14 protein-coding genes are annotated in these 19788 nt (G+C 37.8%); 1 reads left to right on the top strand and 13 read right to left on the bottom strand.

The window, feature by feature from the left end; translation table 11 throughout:
* Positions 1-226: 226 nt before the first annotated feature.
* The 3 genes from AB3I12_RS09140 to fdrA are packed head-to-tail and all read right to left on the bottom strand — an operon-like array spanning position 227 to position 5319.
* Positions 227-1471 carry an MFS transporter gene (locus AB3I12_RS09140; RefSeq protein WP_063627563.1) on the bottom strand — a complete coding sequence of 415 codons (1245 nt, stop codon included), beginning with the start codon at positions 1469-1471 and terminating at the stop codon, positions 227-229.
* A gap of 10 nt (positions 1472-1481) precedes the next feature.
* Positions 1482-2315, bottom strand: coding sequence for a DUF2877 domain-containing protein (locus AB3I12_RS09145; RefSeq protein ID WP_063627564.1), 834 nt, complete (start codon positions 2313-2315; stop codon positions 1482-1484).
* Positions 2308-5319 (bottom strand): DUF1116 domain-containing protein, encoded by a 3012-nt coding sequence (gene fdrA / locus AB3I12_RS09150; RefSeq protein WP_081248845.1) that lies wholly within the window; start codon positions 5317-5319, stop codon positions 2308-2310. The genes AB3I12_RS09145 and fdrA overlap by 8 nt, the downstream gene beginning before the upstream one ends.
* A gap of 120 nt (positions 5320-5439) precedes the next feature.
* Between fdrA and AB3I12_RS09155 the strand changes: the two genes are divergently transcribed.
* Positions 5440-7023: a PucR family transcriptional regulator gene (locus AB3I12_RS09155; protein WP_010720926.1), complete on the top strand. Its 1584-nt coding sequence runs from the start codon at positions 5440-5442 to the stop codon at positions 7021-7023.
* 166 nt (positions 7024-7189) lie between these two features.
* Here AB3I12_RS09155 and AB3I12_RS09160 read toward each other — a convergent pair whose 3' ends face one another.
* The 10 genes from AB3I12_RS09160 to AB3I12_RS09205 form a co-directional block, all read right to left on the bottom strand.
* Positions 7190-8242: a PTS sugar transporter subunit IIC gene (locus tag AB3I12_RS09160; RefSeq protein ID WP_063627565.1), complete on the bottom strand. Its 1053-nt coding sequence runs from the start codon at positions 8240-8242 to the stop codon at positions 7190-7192.
* 13 nt (positions 8243-8255) lie between these two features.
* Positions 8256-9194 carry a 2-dehydropantoate 2-reductase gene (locus AB3I12_RS09165; RefSeq protein WP_034700421.1) on the bottom strand — a complete coding sequence of 313 codons (939 nt, stop codon included), beginning with the start codon at positions 9192-9194 and terminating at the stop codon, positions 8256-8258.
* Between the two features lie 337 nt (positions 9195-9531).
* Entirely contained in the window at positions 9532-11430 is a 1899-nt protein-coding gene (locus AB3I12_RS09170) for a BglG family transcription antiterminator (RefSeq protein ID WP_063627566.1), read from the bottom strand.
* A 113-nt stretch (positions 11431-11543) separates the two neighbouring features.
* Entirely contained in the window at positions 11544-12989 is a 1446-nt protein-coding gene (locus tag AB3I12_RS09175) for a glycoside hydrolase family 1 protein (protein WP_063627567.1), read from the bottom strand.
* A gap of 10 nt (positions 12990-12999) precedes the next feature.
* On the bottom strand, positions 13000-13347 hold the full coding sequence (locus AB3I12_RS09180; RefSeq protein ID WP_063627568.1) for a PTS lactose/cellobiose transporter subunit IIA: 348 nt from the start codon (positions 13345-13347) through the stop codon (positions 13000-13002).
* Between the two features lie 14 nt (positions 13348-13361).
* Positions 13362-14645: a PTS sugar transporter subunit IIC gene (locus AB3I12_RS09185; protein ID WP_231105553.1), complete on the bottom strand. Its 1284-nt coding sequence runs from the start codon at positions 14643-14645 to the stop codon at positions 13362-13364.
* Between the two features lie 6 nt (positions 14646-14651).
* Complete coding sequence (locus tag AB3I12_RS09190) at positions 14652-14969, bottom strand: PTS sugar transporter subunit IIB (protein ID WP_196763502.1); 318 nt, start codon at positions 14967-14969, stop codon at positions 14652-14654.
* Between the two features lie 361 nt (positions 14970-15330).
* On the bottom strand, positions 15331-16074 hold the full coding sequence (locus AB3I12_RS09195; RefSeq protein WP_063627570.1) for a hypothetical protein: 744 nt from the start codon (positions 16072-16074) through the stop codon (positions 15331-15333).
* Positions 16075-16807: 733 nt separating this feature from the next.
* A complete protein-coding gene (locus tag AB3I12_RS09200; RefSeq protein WP_063627571.1) occupies positions 16808-17626 on the bottom strand; it encodes a toll/interleukin-1 receptor domain-containing protein in 819 nt (272 codons plus the stop codon).
* 388 nt (positions 17627-18014) lie between these two features.
* A complete protein-coding gene (locus tag AB3I12_RS09205; RefSeq protein WP_063627572.1) occupies positions 18015-19655 on the bottom strand; it encodes a hypothetical protein in 1641 nt (546 codons plus the stop codon).
* Positions 19656-19788: the final 133 nt, after the last annotated feature.

The following is a 19788-nucleotide window of genomic DNA, read 5'->3' on the forward strand; positions in this document are numbered from 1 at the left end:
ATCACTGGCATTAAAGAACTCTCCTAGTAGCTCATTTCTCATTTACCTACTATCTATATCGTGTAATGAACTACAAATTCTCCTATTTATCTAAGAACAACCGATTCTTGATGTGACTTATCCTAAGAGTTACTTTAGAGCTATTTTAGAGCTACTGTCCCATCTGCGTTGAAAACACAAATGAGTATTTTTCAACCACGACAGACTTAGCTCAACTTCTCCCTTTTTATGATTCACTAGGTAACGTTTCTTCTTTTGCTAAAAATGCAAAGAGAAACAAACCAATGGCTAACAATACACAGGATAAGTAAAAGCCAACTTGCATTGATCCTGAAGTATCTGCTAGATACCCCGTTACATAAGGTGCTAGAATCGAGCCAGACATCCCGATGAAGTTGTATGCACTAAGGGACGTTCCTAATGCCGATTTAGGTGCATGCTTCGTTACGAAAGTTACCATAATAGGATCTAAGGCTAATTTGCCAGTCAATCCATACAAGATCAAGACCGAGATCAACAACGTTCGATTGGTGACAAAAGCAATCGCAAAGACTGAAAGAATTGCCAAAGGAACTAAAAGAAAAACTAATTTTTTTGTAGCACCGGTTTTATCATTGATCCGTGCAAAAAGGAGCGCTCCAGGAATCGATGCCCAAGGTACCAAAGAAGAAATAAAACCAACACTTGCTCCAGTAAAACCACGCTCAGCGATTAAAAACTGTGGTAACCAAGTAAGAATCACAAAATTGGCATAAATACTGGTAAAACAGAGAATGAACGCAGCCACTAAATTACGATTGCTAAAAATTTGTTTTAATGAAATTTTCTCTTTAGGACCTGTTTCTTCTTCTGGTTCTTCTCCTGGACGAATCACTTTTTCTTTTAAGACTGTATAGAACAAAAGCCCCACAATCAACGTGGGTAATGCCATAATAAAGAACGGTTTACTCCAAGATTCACCATTTTCTAATACTAATTTACTGGATAACAGATAACCCCCAGAAGTACCAAAAGCCATGCCGCTATTAATAATGGCATTTCCAATCGTTCGTTTACTTTTGGGGATTGCTTCAGTAGATAACGCAAATTGTGGGCCATAGTAAGCCCCTTGTCCAATTCCTGCAATTGCTCGAATAGTTAAAAACAATACGAAAGTAGTCGCTAAACCACTAAAATAAGTAGCTACAGCTAACAAAAGAAAACCAACCGTAATAATCATTTTTCGACCGATTTTGTCCCCGATTATCCCAAAAGGAATCTGTGCGATCGCATAAGTTAAGAAAAAAATACTATTTGCTAAACCTAGTTGAGTATTACTCAGACCAAACTGCTCACCAACCACTCCCATGATCGGATTGAAAATGGTTCGTGTTGCATACATGAGAATCCAACCGATGAAAAAAATAGCGACTACTTTGATCCAGTAGCTATTTCCTACCCTGACTGCTTGCTGTTGTTTGCTATTCTCCATGTCTCTTCCCTCACTTTTCGTTTTCTATTCCTTGTAAAGCTAATAACAGCCCAAAACATAAATCTTTGCCCGATGTGTGACCAATAGCCATCAATTTTGCGATCAATTGATCTAGTTTTCCATAGTCCGTTTGGGAAAGTGCGAAAATTAGTTGATAAAAGAAAGAATTGCTATAACCTTTCATAGAACTAATGATATAGGCCTTACTGACATCAGTTGTAGCTAATTCAGTCAGCTCAAGGGAACGCATCAAAGCGTCTCCTCGAGCATCTGAACAAATTGTCAACATGAGCAGGTAGGCGATTAAAATGTCATCACCACTTGGCGTTAATCCTTGTCCTCTTCCAATTAAATAGTGAATCAACTCCTGCCATTCTTCCGAACGCCAGTAATGATTTTTTTGACTCATTTTCTCAAAAAAATGACGAGTTCGATTATCAAGCGGAAGACCGATTTTATTTGTTAAGTGTTGTTCTTCTAACCTTGTTTTCAAGGTTACCTGTTGCGCTTTCGTCAACGTTAATTGGGTAAGATCCAAGGAAACGATCGTAGAGGAGATCAAATGTATTTTTTTGACGCCTGCTCGACTATAAATCAGCAATTCCTCTTCACTGATCCTTACTTGATTTCCTTGTTGGATAAATGGTAACAACTCCTGAAATAGGGAGTGAGGTAAATTAATACCAAAGCTAGAAAGATAATCATAGTAATCCGCTAGATTGATCAACTGTCCGCCAATCTCAATATTAAATGACCGATTAAAGATACTGTGGATTTTCCCGATTTTCCCAAACTGATGCAACGGAATCAAATAATCACTGATTTTACAATTTTCTCTAGTCAATGATAATCCCTAGTTTCTCAGCATAGGCTTCTAACGCTTTTTCAAAACAAGCAAGTGGGGCTCTAACTGTTCCTGCACCAATTTGACCGACTCCTGGATTTTTATGAGCGATTCCAGTATTGATGACAGGAGTGATTCCAGTTTCTACCACTTTTCGGATATCAATTCCTAAACAAGTCCCTTGAAAATCCCAAGTTGGAATAGAAAAAGTAGCATTATGGGTGGCGCAGATCTTAGCCATTTCATTAGAAGTGGCAAGTGCATCCGCAAACCCTCCAGCACCGACAAATCGTGTCACGCCAGGAGCTGCAACCATCGCCATTCCGCCAACCCCGACCGTTTCCGTGATGGCACTGTCACCAATATCAGGATTCCCGTCTGCTTCACTGAAACCTGTAAAGTACAGTCCTTTAGGGGTATTTACCGGTGCTTTATGCCATGTATCTCCTGTTTCCGCGATTCGAATACCAAAGTCAACCCCATTACGTGTCATGGTGGTTACAATTGTCCCTTTACTGCCTTGCCGTGCACCATCAACCATGGCTTTCCCTGTTGCCATCATGATATTCAAGAAAAATTGATCCGTGTCCGCCAAGAACTTGATGACTTCGTATTTTTGTTTTTCTGCAATAGTCGTTTGGATAATCAATGGTGCCAGCTCTTTCAAAAAGTTCAACGAGGCAGCAATATTGCGTTGATGAAATTCATCCCCCATCGTGATAGAACGTGCAATCAACACATTTAGATTCAACCCATTGTCGGTCAGCGCCAGCGCTTCAGCAATTGTTGGTCCTAATACCTCTTTGATCCAATCAAGGCGATCCACTACTTCTTGCGAATAGGCACCGAAACGAAGTACCTTGCCGATTCCTTCATTCAAAATACAAAATGCTCGATTTCCTGCTAATCGATTTTCTACAACAAAAACCGGCATATTACCAGAAGTGATTCCTCCCATCGGTCCAACAGCTTGTACATGATGACAAGGTATGAAGCGGACTTCATTCGCCTCAAATAATTTTTTGGCTTCTTCTTCGTCTTCTGCCCAACGCTCAAAGAGTGCTGCTCCAAGACAAGCTCCTTTCATCGGACCGGTCATTCCTTCCCAAGTAATGGGCGGTCCAGCGTGGAGTAACGTTTTCTTTGCTGGCTCATTTAACTCTGGAATCACTGATTTTGCTGGTACTACATCAATCAAGAATGGTTGCGCATTTTTGATTTTTTCTGTTACTTGTTGATTTTCTTCTTCTATTTTTTCGTTGTATTCTTCTAAGCTATCCAAAAGTTTGATCATTTTTTGATTACCACTTGCTCTTGGTCGCCAATTAAATTGAACGGTTTGTCCACCATAAGCAAGGATCGATTCAGTAAAACTTGGCAGACCAACGTTTATGATTCTTGGTTTTGTCGTCAGTAATTCCATGACACGTTCACTCGGTTGAGGAACTTCTACCGTTCTCCCAGTATAAGGAAGTAGTTCTTTATCTACTTCAGATAACGTGACACCCTTTAATAGGAGAGCTAACTGAACAGCTTTCGCATTGCTTTCAGTCACAAATACTCCTGCCTCTTGCAACCGATCTACAGCTGATTGACGATCTTGCGGATCATTGGCCGTGCCACAAACTGTCGCCACAAAATAAAGCAATCGCCCTGCTTTTTCAGCCTGCATTTGTGCTTCTTGGATCGCTGGTAGTAGCGCACCAACCATGTCTTCATGCGCTCCGTAGCCCAAAACGACATCAAGTAAGATAACGCCCGTATCTTGTACCGAAGCATATTCCTGAATCTTTTGAATCCGCACTTCGGGATCGATCATTGGATGAGGTTTTCCTTGAGTATAGCGATCATCGCCTAAGTCAATCACTTCATACCCTTGCGATTTTAAAACATAGCCTTCCGTTTTCACTAAGCCACCAAGATCCAACGCTTCAGAGATCAGCATTCCTGCCTCTGCAGCTAAAGTCCCACCAGAATATAATCCTTTGACCACTTTTTCTTGTGGTAAAACTGGCACATCGGGTTTTTCTATTGATTGAAAGTAGTTTTTCTTGATTGCTTGCTCATTTGCTAAATCAACAGCGATTTGAGCAGTTTCTTCTAAGGTATGGGCTAAATAAACTTTTCCTTCATGGTTTGTTGGCTTTTCACCTAGGAAAATCGCAACAACCGGTTTTGTGATGCTCTGTAATAATTGTACGACTTCATCGCGCACAGCTTTTGCAGGTGGCTTGGAAATGACACAGATCACATCGGTAGGTTCATGATGTTCCAAAGCAATAATGGCATCTTTAACGGTAGTTGCTCCGACTTTGTCACTGAGATCTCGCCCCCCCGTACCGATGGCATGGACCACGCCGCCACCTAGTCGATCAATGATCGTCGTCACTTCTTGGATGCCGGTGCCAGATGCGCCTACTACTCCAATATTTCCAGGTGCGACCACATTGGTAAAAGCAATTGGAATGCCAGAAAGAATCCCCGTACCACAATCTGGTCCCATCATTAATAACCCTTTTTGATGCGCTAGTTTTTTCAAACGTACTTCATCTTCAATCGCAATATTATCTGTAAAAGAAAAAACGTGTAAATTATTTTTCAACGCACGTTCCATTTCTGCTGCCCCATATTCTCCTGGAATACTGAACAAAGCAACATTTGCCTCTGGTAAAAGATCCAATGCTTCTTGCCAAGAAGTCACTGTTTGGTTATCTTTCGTAGTACTTTTTGCAGACAAATCAGCTAAAAACGTGTCGACTAGCGGTAGTACTTGATCCATTATTTCTGGGTCTTCACTTGAAACCACGATCATCAGATCATTTGGAGAGGCAGTTTTTGCTTCATCTGTTAACAAATCGGTATTATTTAAAATATCTTTATTCGCATCTGTTCCCATCATGATTTGACTCATGACCACTTGTTCAAGTGAGTTGATTTTGTTTGTTAAAAGCATCAGATTGATTGAATCTTGGTAATTATTTTTTAAAATGACTGTGTTTAACATCCTTCTCCTCCTCTTTCTTTTGACACTATTATTGTAGGACATTAAGAAAGTGTTTTCATCGGACGTATTTCTAAAAAAATGCTATAATTTTTATCCATAAAGGGGAAAAAGGAGGAAACGATGAAACTAAAAGAGCTTTTGACACTAGGTGAATTAAAAAAAGGCGAGATCCTAACGAAAGACATCGGTTTAGACAATGAAGTAACAACAGCGATGATCTTAGAAGCGATCGATATTGAGAATTGGAGTAAAAAAAATCAATTGATTCTCACTTCTTTTTACGCTTTAAATGATTTAACGGAAGCAGAGTTAGAAGATTTTTTTGTTAAAATGTGCCAAATCGAAATCAGTGGGTTGATTTTAAAGACAGACCGTTTTATCAAAACGATTCCTGACCGATTTATCCATCTATGTTTCAAGTACCGTATTCCTTTGATCAAGATTAAGCAAGAGGTCAGTTATGAAAAAATCCTTTTGACGATTTATGAACCTTTGTTAAATACCCAGTCCCATATACTCCGAACGTATTATGAAGTTCGTCAACGTTTCAACCAATTAGAACGCCAGTCTTCCTCTATTGAAACGATTATGGAGGAATTTTATCGAATTATAAAATTACCCTTTTCATTAAAATTGATCGACAAAGGAATCGAAATCAGCGATGGGAAGATTCCTCGAGATGCAATTGTTTTAGCACGAGAAACTTTGCGCAACACTGATTTCACCAAAAATGATTATTCCTTGTTAACACTATATGCCCATACCAACCCTCAAAAACACTATGCGCTTGAAGTAGCGATTTTCAATAATTATTCAGCAAACTGTTTACTTTTAGTCTATCTTCCAGATGATGTCGTCAAAGAAACTGATTTAGTGATTATCGAAAATGCAATTGATGCCCTCCAAGAAAAATTCAATACCGAAAGTCTCTTAAAAAAAGAACGTTACACCCGGTTGAACAATTTAGCAGATGCCATTTTACAAAATACGCCTAAAAATCCTGATGAATTAAATAGTTTACTTCATGAAGTCCATATGTTGTCAAAAGATTCTTATCAAACTATTGTATTTCCGACAAAAGATACCCAAACACAATTAATGAAAACCCGGATCATTTCACTACTGCGAACCTTAAAGAAAGAAGCAATCTTCTTTGATCAGCATCACTATTCGGCTGTCTTATATAATTTCGATCAGGCGGATGGACCGATCACAAAAGCTTATTTGCAACGGGTCGTCCAAGACTTTCTCTTAGAAAATCCCTACTTAACTTTTGCGATCAGTAGCTTGAAACCCAAACAAGGAATCAAAGAACTGTTATTTGAATGTCTTGATATTCTGAATTTCAATCGAGATTTTTACAATGGTCCGATTGTGACATTAGCAGATATCGGTATCTTCAAACATTTTATTCAAGAAGAACAACTTCAATCCATCGAAGAAAGTCTTCCTCAAAACTTAGTGGCACTCGCTCAAACAAACTTTGATCTCTTTGAAACCTTTTACTGTTTTTTACAAAATAATCGTAACTATAAACAAACTGCTGAAAAAATGTTTCTCCATTCTAAAACTATTCGCTATCGTTTGCATAAAGTAGAGCAATTGCTCGCCATTGATTTTAACAACGCTTTTCAGATGGCCAACTATGAAATCGGAGCTTATGTAATCAAAATGAGACAGCGCGCACTGGAAAAGAAAGAATAGTTGATCAATGAAAATCTGGTTGGTCTTAGAAAAATATCACTTACTAAAAAAGCCTGAACTTTTAATCTCCTTTAAAAAAAAGGAATTAAAAATTCAAGCTTTTTTTATTGAGATGATTTGTCTCACTATCAAAGGAGCAGACTCAGCCAAAAAATCAGCCGTTTCACTAGCCTAAGAATTCAAACACATCTGCTCGATCATATAGTTTCAATACTTTCTCACATAAAAACTGAGTGAACAATGCTGCCGCAACTGGGACGACTAACCAGCTCAAAACAACAAGAGCCGGATTTAGACCTGCATCTAAAGAAGCTAAAGGACCAACTAAGCCAACGATCCCAAAACCAGCCGAGGCAGGGGTTCCTGAAATAGACAACAAAGCAACTGGAATAGCTGTAATCACAGCACTGATCAGACAAGGAACGAGAATAACCGGTCTGCGAAACAGATTAGGCATCATCATCTTCATCGCTCCTAACGTAATGGCGATCGTCACTCCTGATTTATTGACTTTCCACGAGTTCACGATCAAAACGAAAGTCGTTGCTGCGACACCCATTGCTGCCGCTCCTGCTGAAACACCATCTAGTTGGATCGCAACTCCGATTGCTACGGTGGAAATCGGTGAAATGATCAAGAAGGCAAAAGAACAGCCAATCAAGATCGACATCAGTAAAGGTTGTAGTGTCGTGAAATTATTGATAACCGTTCCGATAGCTGAGGTAATATCTGCCACATAAGGATAGAGATAAAACCCGATCACCCCTGCGCCGACACCAACAACGATCGGAGTCAACACAATCGCTACCGAACCAAACCGTTCACCAATCAGATAAATCAACCCAACTGCGATAGAAGCAGTGATCATCGTATTGATGATATCGCCTGTACCAGCACCAACGTACACACCTGTTTCACCAAGATCAGGAGTAAACTTCACCACCCCTGACCCGACAAATGCAGCACCAGCCACCACCATCATCTTCATCGGTGCAAAACCAAATTGCAAAGCAATCAATCCACCGATAATCAACGGTGTCGCTAATTGGAAGATGACCGCCATTTGAGCAACAGCCATCGCAAAAGAAGAACCACTAAAGTATCTTAAAATCGCCCCTAATACTGCGTTAGGAATCAATCCGATGATAATCCCCGTTGCTGTACCAGCTAGTACTTTGTTCAGAAAAATCTTTGGTGACATGCTTTGTGTCTGTTCCATCAATTATCCCCCTTTATTTTACCTGCAAGCTATCTTCTTTCGCATGGATCAATTCTGTTAAGAAGTCACAATAAGGTGTTGCAATACCATATTTCTTCCCTTTTCTTGAAACCGCACCGTTGATGTAGTCGATTTCCGTCAAGCGGTGATTCTTGATCAAATCTTGATACATGGATGGATAATGTAATCCGATCGTTTCTGGATCGAAACAAGATTCACAATGAGCGATCACTTCTGGGATATCTAAGTGGATATTTTCAGCTTCTGCCACTGCCGCAAATTCACGAACAATCGTTTCCACCATCTTATGCGCAGTCGAAGTTTGACCTAACCCTGCCATGTTCACATCCAAAATCGTGCATAATCCATTCATCGTGCCATTCACACAAGCTTTACGGTAAATGGAATAATGGATGTTATCAGAGAATTTCGCATGTAAGCCTGATTCTGATAATTTTTCAGCTAGTGCTTTCGCTTGTTCTTCTTTGCCTTCTCCAAGATTTTGCAGCTCAATTGAACCACTTCCAAACAGTTTGACTTTTCCAGGTCCTTCTAAGCCCGCCGTCCACATGGTGTTACCAATATAAATGTTTGCCATTGGAACAAATTTTTCAATGATATCTTCATGTCCGATACCATTCAATAAGCATAATACTTCCGTTTCTTCTTTGATCAATGGACGGATATCTGTTAGCATTTTTTCTAATTGCATCGCTTTAGTAAATAAGATGATCAAATCTACCTGATCTTCTTCGCCTACTTCTGATTGAAGAACGACTGGTAACTTCTCAACTACTTCTTTGCCATTGAAATCTGCTTTTAACCCATGCTCTTTGATTTGTTGGACATGATCTGCCCAGCCGTCGATCAATAGTACTTCGTTTCCACCTTGATGTAACATCAGACCGAAACGACTTCCCATCGCTCCAGCTCCTGCAATTGCAATTTTCATGTTTTATTCCTCCCTTTTGCCTTACATTATACCTATCTAAGATTTATTACACAATTTTATTCTATAGCTTAGCCTTCTTTTTACACTACTTTACGTGAAATCAGCTTGCCTAAGAGAAAAACGGGCAATCCTAAACTCCTCCGTTCAATTGGAAGTTAGCAGAAAGATGTTTTAAATTACTTCCTTCAATCACTGCAAGCACAAAAAAACAAAGTAACCAAAAATCAATAGAAAGCTTTCGGCTACTTTGGCAATGATCGATTAGCAGTGATCCCTAAGACAAAAGCGAGCGTTCCTCTCATACAAGAATAAAACCAACGCCCTCAACATTCACGGATCATTCTTCCGTTTCGACCAACATTTTCATTTTTAAGATGAATTCTGTAAAATTTTCTGCACCCGCTAACAATCGCACATTGATCGGATCAGAAACGATTTCGATAAACATTTCAAAAAAATCATTAAATTCTTTGGCTTCATCTTGTGAAATGGCAACTAAAGCTACGATTTGAACAGGATATTCGTCCCATTTTAGGGTTTCTTGCAAGGTCATAATCGAAAGGGCACTTTTTTTCGCCTGTTGTTCCAGCGAGTGGGGTACTGCGATACCTGATGGGAAACTGGTCGATGACATCGCTTCTCGTTTTTCCATCCTCTGGGAAAATTCTTCCTCCACATACCCTGTCACTAACAATCGATCAAACAATTTTTCCCGAATCATTTTAGGTGTCTGATCGGTCGGATCAAATTGATTAAAATAGAGATCTTCAATAATAAACCGATCGATCAAATGAAACATCTGTTTTCGCCAATTACTTTTTCGCTTGGCAGTCACCCGTTTTTGGATCTTTGCAAAATCTTTACGTGTCAAAATAGGATGGACATATACTGCGCCATTGATTTCAGTCACTCTGTCACGATCAGAAGAGACATACACGTCATTTTCTTGTACGCTTACCTCATGATGATCAACCGCCACGATCTCCACATCTTCCCCTAGCATACTACGAATATTTTGAACGTTTGTTTCTTCAAAATCATGGTAATTGTTGTGATCAACTAGCACTCGCAGCTTCGGCCTTTTTTCTTTTTTGCTTTCTAAGTAAGCCCCGATGTGTAACGCAATAAAAGAAATCTCATCCTCATTAAACCAAATCGCTAATTTTTCCTGTACCAACATCGACAAGTAAACCGCAATGTCATACGTTAACGGATAGGCTGTTTTAATATCTAAAAGGCTGCTATTCCGGGTGAACCGTTCATATTGAGAGCGATCATAAAGATTTTGCAGATGGATAGCTAATTTATTGAAAAAAGCTTCATCTTGTAAATCAATCAAATAGGTTTCTTTGACTTTCTCTAAAACTTCATTTAGTGTTTCGATCACTCGAGCTTCAACAATTTTGGACAAGGATAGCTCTTTGCGATTCGTAAGATATTCATTTTGTAATCCAATAAAAAGTAAGGATAACTGCTTGACTTCAGCATCAGAAAAATGAATGTGATAAGTGTTCGAAAGAAGTTCAGTAATCTCCACACACAATTGAAATTCCGTTGCATCATTTCTTAATGGAAAGTCCTTCACACTTTTCAAATCATTTCCTTGGCGGATCCGTTCAATACTAATCGCAAAATGAAGCACAATATTGTTCATCGAATAGCGATTGATTTTGATTTTGTGTGAAGCTAAGACATCATGGATGGTTTGCTCTAGATCAATAAGCGAAAGCGTGCCAATCATATCTTGGACATGATACTTTAGTTTTTCCTGGTAATCGCCTTCCTCATACAATAGCGAAATCATGTAACGCCTTTTATCACTTTCTGATCCTTCTAAATAAATTTGATTGGCTTTGATCGTTAATTTCAATTGTTTGTTTTGAATCTCGTTACGTAAAAGCTGGATGTCATTTTTTAACGTTGACTCAGAGAGAAACATCGTGTCTGCCAAATCATAGAGATCAATGCCATGATTGCTTTTTAACAACGTCAAAAACAACTGTGATTGTCGGTCATTCGTTGTTTGGATCACTTGCTTATCCTGGGTAGGTTGTTTGATCCGATACCCTTGATTACTAGAAATAATTTGTTGCTCTGTCTCATTGATCTTTGTGATTTGATTACGAATGGTTCGAGTCGTACAGTTACAAAATGTTGCTAGTTCCGTCGCAGTGACCCAATGCTGCTGTCGTTTTGCAAGATACGCGATAATCTCTCTTTGCCTTTTCGTTGCCACTTTCTATCTCCCCCACACATGTGTTGCTATCCATTGATTTGCCACACTATCTCAAAAAAAGGTGGATACGAAATCCATGTCTCGCATCACACCTATTCTTTAAACTGGCGACTTTACAAATTTTCTCCATTCGATTCAATCACATTTTTGTACCAGTAAAAACTATCTTTTTTGATCCGATCACCACTACCTTTTCCTTCATTATCCAGATCCACATAGATAAAACCATAACGTTTTTCCATTTGAGCAGATGAACAGCTGATAATGTCAATCGGCCCCCATGCACAATAAGCAATCACATTGACTCCATCATACATCGCACGTTTCATTTCTTCAATGTGACTAGCCAGATAATCGATCCGATAATCATCATGAATCTTGCCGTTTTCCAACTGGTCATACATTCCAAAGCCATTTTCTGCAATAATAATCGCTTTACCATAACGATCCCAATATTGCGAAAGTGAATGATACAACCCTTTAGGATCCACTGCCCACCCCCATGGATTAGCTTTCAAGTTCGGGTTAGGTGTCACCGATGCAGGGTTCATATCGTTTTTCTTGGAGTCGACCATTTGCGAATAATAATAAGAAATAGCCAGATAATCCATCGTATTCGCTTGTAAAATAGCTTTATCTTCTTCAGTGATCTCGAGATGGATATTATTTTCAGCAAAATAATTCAACGCATACTGAGGATATTCCCCTCGAAATTGCACATCTGTATAGAAATACTCCATCCGATTACGACGTAAAGCCAAAATGATATCATCTGGATCGCAAGAAAATGGATAGGCGGTGCAATCTGCAACCATCGTTCCAATTTGCATTTCAGGGTTGAGCTTTTTCCCATATTCATAGATTTTAGCACTGGCAACGAACTGATTATGGATCGCTTGATAACTAGCTTCTTCGTAATGATCCACCGTATCATAAGGTATAGCAGTTGAATTGAATGGTTCAAATTGGATCAAGTTGATCTGATTGATGACGATCCAATACTTCACTTTATCTTTGTAACGATCTAAAATTGTTTTTCCATAGTTTACAAATAGATCGATCACTTTCCGATTATGCCAACCACCGTAGTTTAAAGTAATATCTACTGGTGTTTCATAATGAAGCATCGTAATAATCGGCTCCATCCCTAACTCATGGATTTTATCAATCAACGCATCATAATAAGCCAAACCCGCTTCATTCGGTTCCGTTTCATCGCCCGTAGGAAAAATCCTCGACCAATCAATCGACGTCCGAAACGTTTTAAAGCCCATCTCTGCTAATAGCGCTAAATCTTCAGGATAGGTATGATAAAAATCGATCCCATGGCGTTTAGGATAATAGCCTTGTTCATCTGTCATATTCGCCTTCAACTGAGCCAAAGACATTCCTTTATGTTGCTCTTCCGCAATTTCTGCATTTGTTTTATCCGCATGGAAAACATGTAAATCAGCGAGACTGATGCCCTTACCATCAACTTGATACGCCCCTTCTGCTTGGTTGGCAGCAATCGCCCCTCCCCAAAGAAAATCTTTTGGCATTTTGTATTCTTTAAACATGGAATACCTCCTATTTAGTTAATTTTTTTGAAAAGTTCCGAAATAACCGCACCATATGTTCACCGATCAATATCTCACTTTGCGCTGTCATCAGCGTATCTTGCGCATGACAGAACAACGTAGAATAACGGATCTGCTCTCCTGAAGCTTCCATTTGTAACGTATCTGTTTGCAAGCCGTGAGCAATCACCACTTCTTTATGTGCCGATTGAATCAATTTTTCTGCTTCATCGAACGCCATTTCCTCCAGTGCATTCAGACCTTTTACCAGTAATTCACGAGCATTACCTGCATGAATCAAAATATTCATCGATAATTCGTTTAGGCTATCTGTTTCTTCCACAAACTGTTGTGACATACTACTACCTCCAATTATTGAGCAGTTGAAGCTTGCATTGCTTTCGCTTGCGCTGCTTCCTGTTCTTCAGCAATTTTTTCTTGTTTTAATAATGAACTATCATATGCTTTAAAAAATGGTAAGAAGATAAACCATGTAATAACAAAGATCAACAGACAGACGATGACCGCACGGAAATCTTGAGTGGCTAAATAAGATGTAAATGGATATGGCATGTACCACAACAAGAATGATTGACTAGGAATATTCACGAAGCCCATATTCATCACAACATAAGAAATCGTTGGTACGATCAGTGCGTTGATCCACATAGGAATCATCAAGTAAGGATTAAAAGCAATCGGTGCCCCAAAAACCAATGGTTCATTAATATTAAAGATCGAAGGGATAAAGACCGCTTTACCAATCGCTTTTAATTGTGCTGATTTACTTAACAGCAACATCATCACAGACAAGGCCAAGGTAGTCCCCACACCACCCATTGATGAAAAAGCATAACAAGTTTCTTGAGTAGCAATGTTCATTGCTTGTCCACCATTTGCAACAGCCTCAGCATTAGCAGCTAATCCAGCCATATATACAGGATAGATAGCCGGCATCATCACCCAACCTGAAATACCGAACGTATATAAAAAGACTGGGATAAAAACGGATAAGACAAAACCTGGGTAAGATTGCACGATATTTGCCAATGGACTGAATGCCCAAACGACCACTTCAAAGAAATCAACATTCATTTGTACCGTGATAAACCAACCAACGATCAAGATAAACGTAATCGGCAATAAACTATTAAACCACCCCACCACGAAATCAGGAATCGGTGTATCTTCATCGAAAAATGATCTTTTAGCAGCAAAATTCATCACACAGGCAACAAAAAGACCAGAAATAATCGCAAGAAACATGCCTGTAGCGCCAAACCGAGAAAGAATAAACGTAGCATTTCCTTCAGCAGATACTGTGGGAAATAGTAACATCATGAATAACACTAATCCGGTAGCACCTGAAATCAGCTTTTGACCGCTGTTTCCCTTTTTTTCCATGAGATAATAAGGAATCAAAAAAGAAACAATCAGACCAAACATCCCAAAAGAAAAATTACTAATCATTGAAAAATCAGGTAAACCTGCAAAAAGATTTTTTAGCAGAGAAACCACTGTAACTAAAGAACCAACAAAAACTAACGGCAAAGCCGCCATGATCGAATCTTGGATCGCCGAGACCCAAGGATTCTTGACAATTTTATTTACTTTTGGCGCAAATTTGTTCGTCATGAAGTCCATAATTTTATTCATCATTCGTTAGCCCTCCATACTTAAAATCAGATCTAGTGCTTTATCTCCATTTAAAGTGCCATAGGTTGCTTGTGGAATGACTGCTACTTTCACGTTCTTTCCTTCAATTTGTGCTTTGAGGTCTGCCAACATATAAGACAAATGCGGACCAATCAACAGATAATTGATCTCATTGATCCGTTCATCCAATTGCGACTCACTAGCCGCTTTCACAGTTACTTCTTCCCCTCTTTTTTTCGCTGCTTTTCGAATAGCAGCCGCCATAAATCCACTAGAAGCACCAGAACCACAAATCAACAAAATATTTTTTGCCATCTTTACCATCTCCCCTTTTTTTCTTACACGTTTAGTTTAGCTACCAAGGTATGCGCTTTCAAACTTACTTTTTTCCTAGGTAGCGGAAATTAATTAACGTGAGATTCTCTTTTAGCTATTATAGGGTACACTCCTCTTAGTTACTCCACCAGTTCTGTTGAAAAACGAATCCTGATAGTTAGGCTCATATCATCAGTTGGCTAACATTCCTATGAGTATCCCCGTACTTCACTAAAAAAGAAAAACATTCCCACAAAAAAAGAGAGCCGACCAGATTCATTCTGATCACGGCTCCCCCCTCTATGCCATTTTTTGATTTATGCTTTGTTATCCATAAACTCAGCATCCACTAATCATTCCTACCGTTACCTTAACCCAATGAAATCGGTTGGATATAATCTACCTGCCATTTTTGTTCTTTGTCTGAATAATTGAAATACCAGATCTGAGAAAAATATTGTCGCTGATGCTTGTACCCTGATAAGAGCAGGTTATTTTTTCGATCAATCGTATAATCATAGCAACTAAAATCAATTCGGATCGAGAAACTGTCTTCCTCTATTTGACGATAGTTCCCCAACTGTTGCAGGACGATTTTCTTAGTATGATTTTTAATACCCTCTTCTTGGTTCTTTTGTAAGACCTGTTGATGCTCCAAAAATAATTTTTTCGTATAATAGCGCGAGGCTTTTTCCATTTTTTCATGTTCCCAAGCGTTTTGAATCGCAAAGAAGCTGGTTTCGATCTCTGAAAGCAATCTTTTCTTCGCTTTCTTTTTCCCCGGAATACGAGAAAATAACTCTCTGGTCACATTGCGCTCTTCTTTCTTCCTTTTAAATAATGCAAACGCCGCAAAACCACCAACAGACGCCCCCATTAATACATAGTCCTCTGCGTCACCGTATGAACTCGATCGATAATACCCTCGTGATCGTCCGATGATTGGTCGATCGTCATAAAAATGATGTCCGACCGAGCTACCACTAAAACTTCCGCCAGATCCACCGCTTCTCGTTGAGCCACCTCCATGTCCACCCGCTACTGCAAAGCCCTGTACTGGCAAAGCCAATAAAAAGAACAGACACAACAAACAAGCCAAATAATGTTTCTTCATGTTCCCCCACCCCATTCATCTTCTGTTAGCAACAATCTAACGCTGAAATCCCTCATTGCTACACTAGCTCAAACGGCAATTTCAGAAGCTACGTTATCAGTCCATTTATTTCATACGTTACTTTACAATAAATTGACTAGCAATAACTTAGTTATGAAAAAAAATTAATAAACGAACAAATGAATGTTGAATCTGGGGTTCTGCTTGTTAAGTGTTAATCAATGCATTAAAAGCAAGACTGCTAGATAATGATCTATTCAAATTCTGTATTAACCATTGACTGGGTGAAAAAAAATGCTTATAAGCGTAGGATCTCTGTCGAATCTGAAAGATTGCCTTATCCAATAATCATTGATGAAACAAATTAAAAAAAACTGGATTTCTCTCTAAAAATATCAAACCGTTTTTTCATTAAAGAATATTCAATTTTATGAATATGATTAACGACTTATATGTCATTTATGAGACTGATAGGCACTGGCAACTGTGAAAAAATAACTGACAGTTAAATGGACGTCTCACCTGTTATCACTTGATAGCTTTTTGAAATTTATAAAAAATGAACAGAAAGCGACTCCTTTTCTGTTCACTAATATGCGTTATTCTTATTTAATACGGTTGGATAGCCAAACCAATTTATTCATTAATATTCTAATAAATAAAAGTCATTCTTGTATTTTCTATTACACATATATTCTACAAAATAGCATAAAATTTCCTAATATAGCTTATACTAATCAATAATCTCAAGTGTTTCTCTATAAGCATATATATTTCTATAATTTTTTAACTCTTGAAAACTTTTGCACTCTGTAAAATCCTTCACTTTAAATGCTATCCTATCTCCCACTTTCATTAATTCTGCTTCAGGAAAATAGTTCGTGTTTAATTGTAACCAGTGATTTTCACCTTCTTTAAAAACTTCTCCTGTAGGAATTAAATTTTCAATTTTAGCGAAAACATATCCTTTGTTCTCCGTTATTTCACTAATTCTTGATTTCCATACTTTATCTCTGGGGATTAAATCTCTTAAATTCTTACAACATATCTCCGCATTATAAGCCAGTTCTGTCTCATTAAATGATAAAAAGCTATCCCTTAGAATATTTCTTACAAAATCTGTTAAACCCTTTTGACAACGGTCATCTCCAGTTAAAAATATCCCTTTGTCTTTACTATTTATACAACAGCTTAAATAGCTATGATGCTTTAAATCAAAATCAGGTAAAAATAATTGTGTGTACTGATTTTGATTGAGCCAAATAGCTCCCATTTCATTTAAACAAGCAGTACTTTCGAAATAGTCATCAGAAAGTAAAAAAACTGCATGTTTTTTTACTTTTATAGTTTTTTCGAGATAGTCAAAAATGTTATTGCCAACTGGTATTTCATTCATTTTATGAGAAGAATACAATAACATATCATTAGGAACTCCACAGCTTACCAATAGGTCTCGGATGAGATCACCATAATTTTTATTTTTAGAACTATGACTTAATAAGACAGTCGGATTACTTAGAGAAATAGTTTTCCCTTTAAATATTTCAAACATCATATTTTCTCCTTCTTTATATACTTAAACAATAAACATCATTCGCTAAAATCGGATTTCCAACAGCTAAATTGTTTATTTTTATCAATAAACAAAAAGCTATGTATATACTTTTTCCACATATTTATATAATGCAACCCACTATAAAAATACTAGAAAAATACTATTAAATAACTTTAAACTCATAAAAAGTTCTTTTGCCATCATAATCGTTCAACTTTATTCTAAAAATCAATCACTCGATGTTGTCTATTTTTTCTACTGTCATTCATCATGAACTAAATAAGAATAAAAAAACACCTAGTGATCTCACTAGATGTTTCGGTGTCCCGTCTTTTACAAATAAAAATGAATCTTTCAGTTTTTTGTCCTAGTACGAATATTTATGTTACGCAATTTTTTTCGAAACAAAACATTTGCCGATCAAGAAACGAATAAAAACAAAAAGATAGCTTCCTAGACTGACAATAAAAGCAAGAATCATTGTAAAGGGATACTTAGAAGAAACTTCAATTACCGTTGTTCCTGCTTTTCCTTCAAATGTTGCTAATCCTTCATTGTTTTCAATCTTGGTATTTTTCCCATTCACTTTTGCTGTAGTTCCCCAGTAATCAAACACGGGTAACGTGATTTTTTTATCTTTAGCACCTTTGACTGTATAGACTATTTTGGAATCAGAAGCTTTATATGCTGCTGTTTGCCATTCATTGTCTACTCTTATTTCATGCTTTTGCAAATGCTCCTTATATTTCATGGCTTCTAATGGTGCATAGTCAAGGACCCCTCCAACACCTACAGTGATGTAACTACCTAGAGTGTCTTTATTCACCTCTAAATGGTCACCTAGTGTTGGCACTTTGTGATTATAATTGGCTTTAGTGGCTGCCGAAACAACAAACATAAAACAAACAATTGCTGCGATACTAAGAATTCTTTTTTTCTGTCCAAATACCATCCTATTAAAAACAATGGATAAAATTAATGAGCCAAAAAGTACCTGAAACCCTAATATCCGCCAAGGAAACTGAAGCAATCGAACGGGTGTATTTTGCAATAGTGCCCATGGGACCAGCTTAGTTGATAATAACCAGGTAGCTACTGCAATCAGGTAAATCACTTTTTCCTTGCTCGTTAGCTTTTTAAAATACACAAGCGGAAGAATCAAGGAAACAATCCCGATAATCCCGATTGTAAAGGAGGCCAAATCATTATTCATGGCCCCAATCAAACTATCAGATACATTGATCGCTTGATTTTGCAGATCTGTTTTTCCTGGCTGATTGATGGATTGATACATGGTTTGCTTGAACATAGGATACCAAAAATAGGCTGTTAAAAGAATCGTCATTCCCACAGCTTTTGACATCTCCAACACCAAGCGAATGGTTTCTTCCTTATTTAGTTTATTCACAATCAGTTTGCCTATGATCATCATTCCAATGAAAAACGCACACATGAAAGTAGAGAGAACATGCGTATAAACAAGCAAACTCATACTGATTGCTAACGGGATCGCAGCTGTTGCTTTCTCATAGATCATTTTGTAAGCATAATACAAAACTACAGGCATAATCGTCAGTGCAATCGCTTCTGCAATCGCTGAACGATGGTAAATATCAATCGTTCGATAGCTATAAAATGTATACAGACAGCTAGATAAAAAGGCAGCATCTACTCGCTTTAAAAATTTTTGACCATAATAAAACATCAATAGGATGGTACAAACATTCAACACCCATACGTATAAAATATAACTTACGATCAAATTATTGGTAATCCAATAAAAAATTACCGTTGGAAAAAGGGTCAAGTAGGGGTAAAAATAGTTCACACCGCTGCCATAACTATTAAAAGTCGTAAAATTGATTGGTCCTGAGAATATAGAGGATAATCCTTTAATTCTGGAAAGATGAAATGCGATATCTCCTGTCGTAGAAATCGTTTGTGCATGCCTAAAATAATTCACAGAATAAAGACCCGCAATAAGTATTAATATAACAAATAAGAGCAATTTTTTCTTTGTTTTCATTAGTAACTCCTTTCAAAAAATCATAATAAGTATAACGTAATTATTGGAATTTTTCATAAATTTTTCTGTTTTATTTAGCAAATTATCCTTTCAGAAACAAAAAAAAGACTGAGACATCCATCTCACTCTTTAC

Origin of the sequence: Enterococcus sp. C65, from assembly GCF_040887165.1 — a bacterium.
GTDB lineage: Bacteria > Bacillota > Bacilli > Lactobacillales > Enterococcaceae > Enterococcus_B > Enterococcus_B hirae.

Coding starts and splice junctions, on each gene's coding strand:
- AB3I12_RS09195 (WP_063627570.1), bottom strand. CDS start 16,074: ATGAAGAAACATTATTTGGCTTGTTTGTTGTGTCTGTTCTTTTTATTG.
- AB3I12_RS09140 (WP_063627563.1), bottom strand. CDS start 1,471: ATGGAGAATAGCAAACAACAGCAAGCAGTCAGGGTAGGAAATAGCTAC.
- AB3I12_RS09205 (WP_063627572.1), bottom strand. CDS start 19,655: ATGAAAACAAAGAAAAAATTGCTCTTATTTGTTATATTAATACTTATT.
- AB3I12_RS09155 (WP_010720926.1), top strand. CDS start 5,440: ATGAAACTAAAAGAGCTTTTGACACTAGGTGAATTAAAAAAAGGCGAG.
- AB3I12_RS09180 (WP_063627568.1), bottom strand. CDS start 13,347: ATGTCACAACAGTTTGTGGAAGAAACAGATAGCCTAAACGAATTATCG.
- AB3I12_RS09165 (WP_034700421.1), bottom strand. CDS start 9,194: ATGAAAATTGCAATTGCAGGAGCTGGAGCGATGGGAAGTCGTTTCGGT.
- AB3I12_RS09175 (WP_063627567.1), bottom strand. CDS start 12,989: ATGTTTAAAGAATACAAAATGCCAAAAGATTTTCTTTGGGGAGGGGCG.
- fdrA (WP_081248845.1), bottom strand. CDS start 5,319: ATGTTAAACACAGTCATTTTAAAAAATAATTACCAAGATTCAATCAAT.
- AB3I12_RS09190 (WP_196763502.1), bottom strand. CDS start 14,969: ATGGTAAAGATGGCAAAAAATATTTTGTTGATTTGTGGTTCTGGTGCT.
- AB3I12_RS09200 (WP_063627571.1), bottom strand. CDS start 17,626: ATGTTTGAAATATTTAAAGGGAAAACTATTTCTCTAAGTAATCCGACT.
- AB3I12_RS09185 (WP_231105553.1), bottom strand. CDS start 14,645: ATGAATAAAATTATGGACTTCATGACGAACAAATTTGCGCCAAAAGTA.
- AB3I12_RS09160 (WP_063627565.1), bottom strand. CDS start 8,242: ATGGAACAGACACAAAGCATGTCACCAAAGATTTTTCTGAACAAAGTA.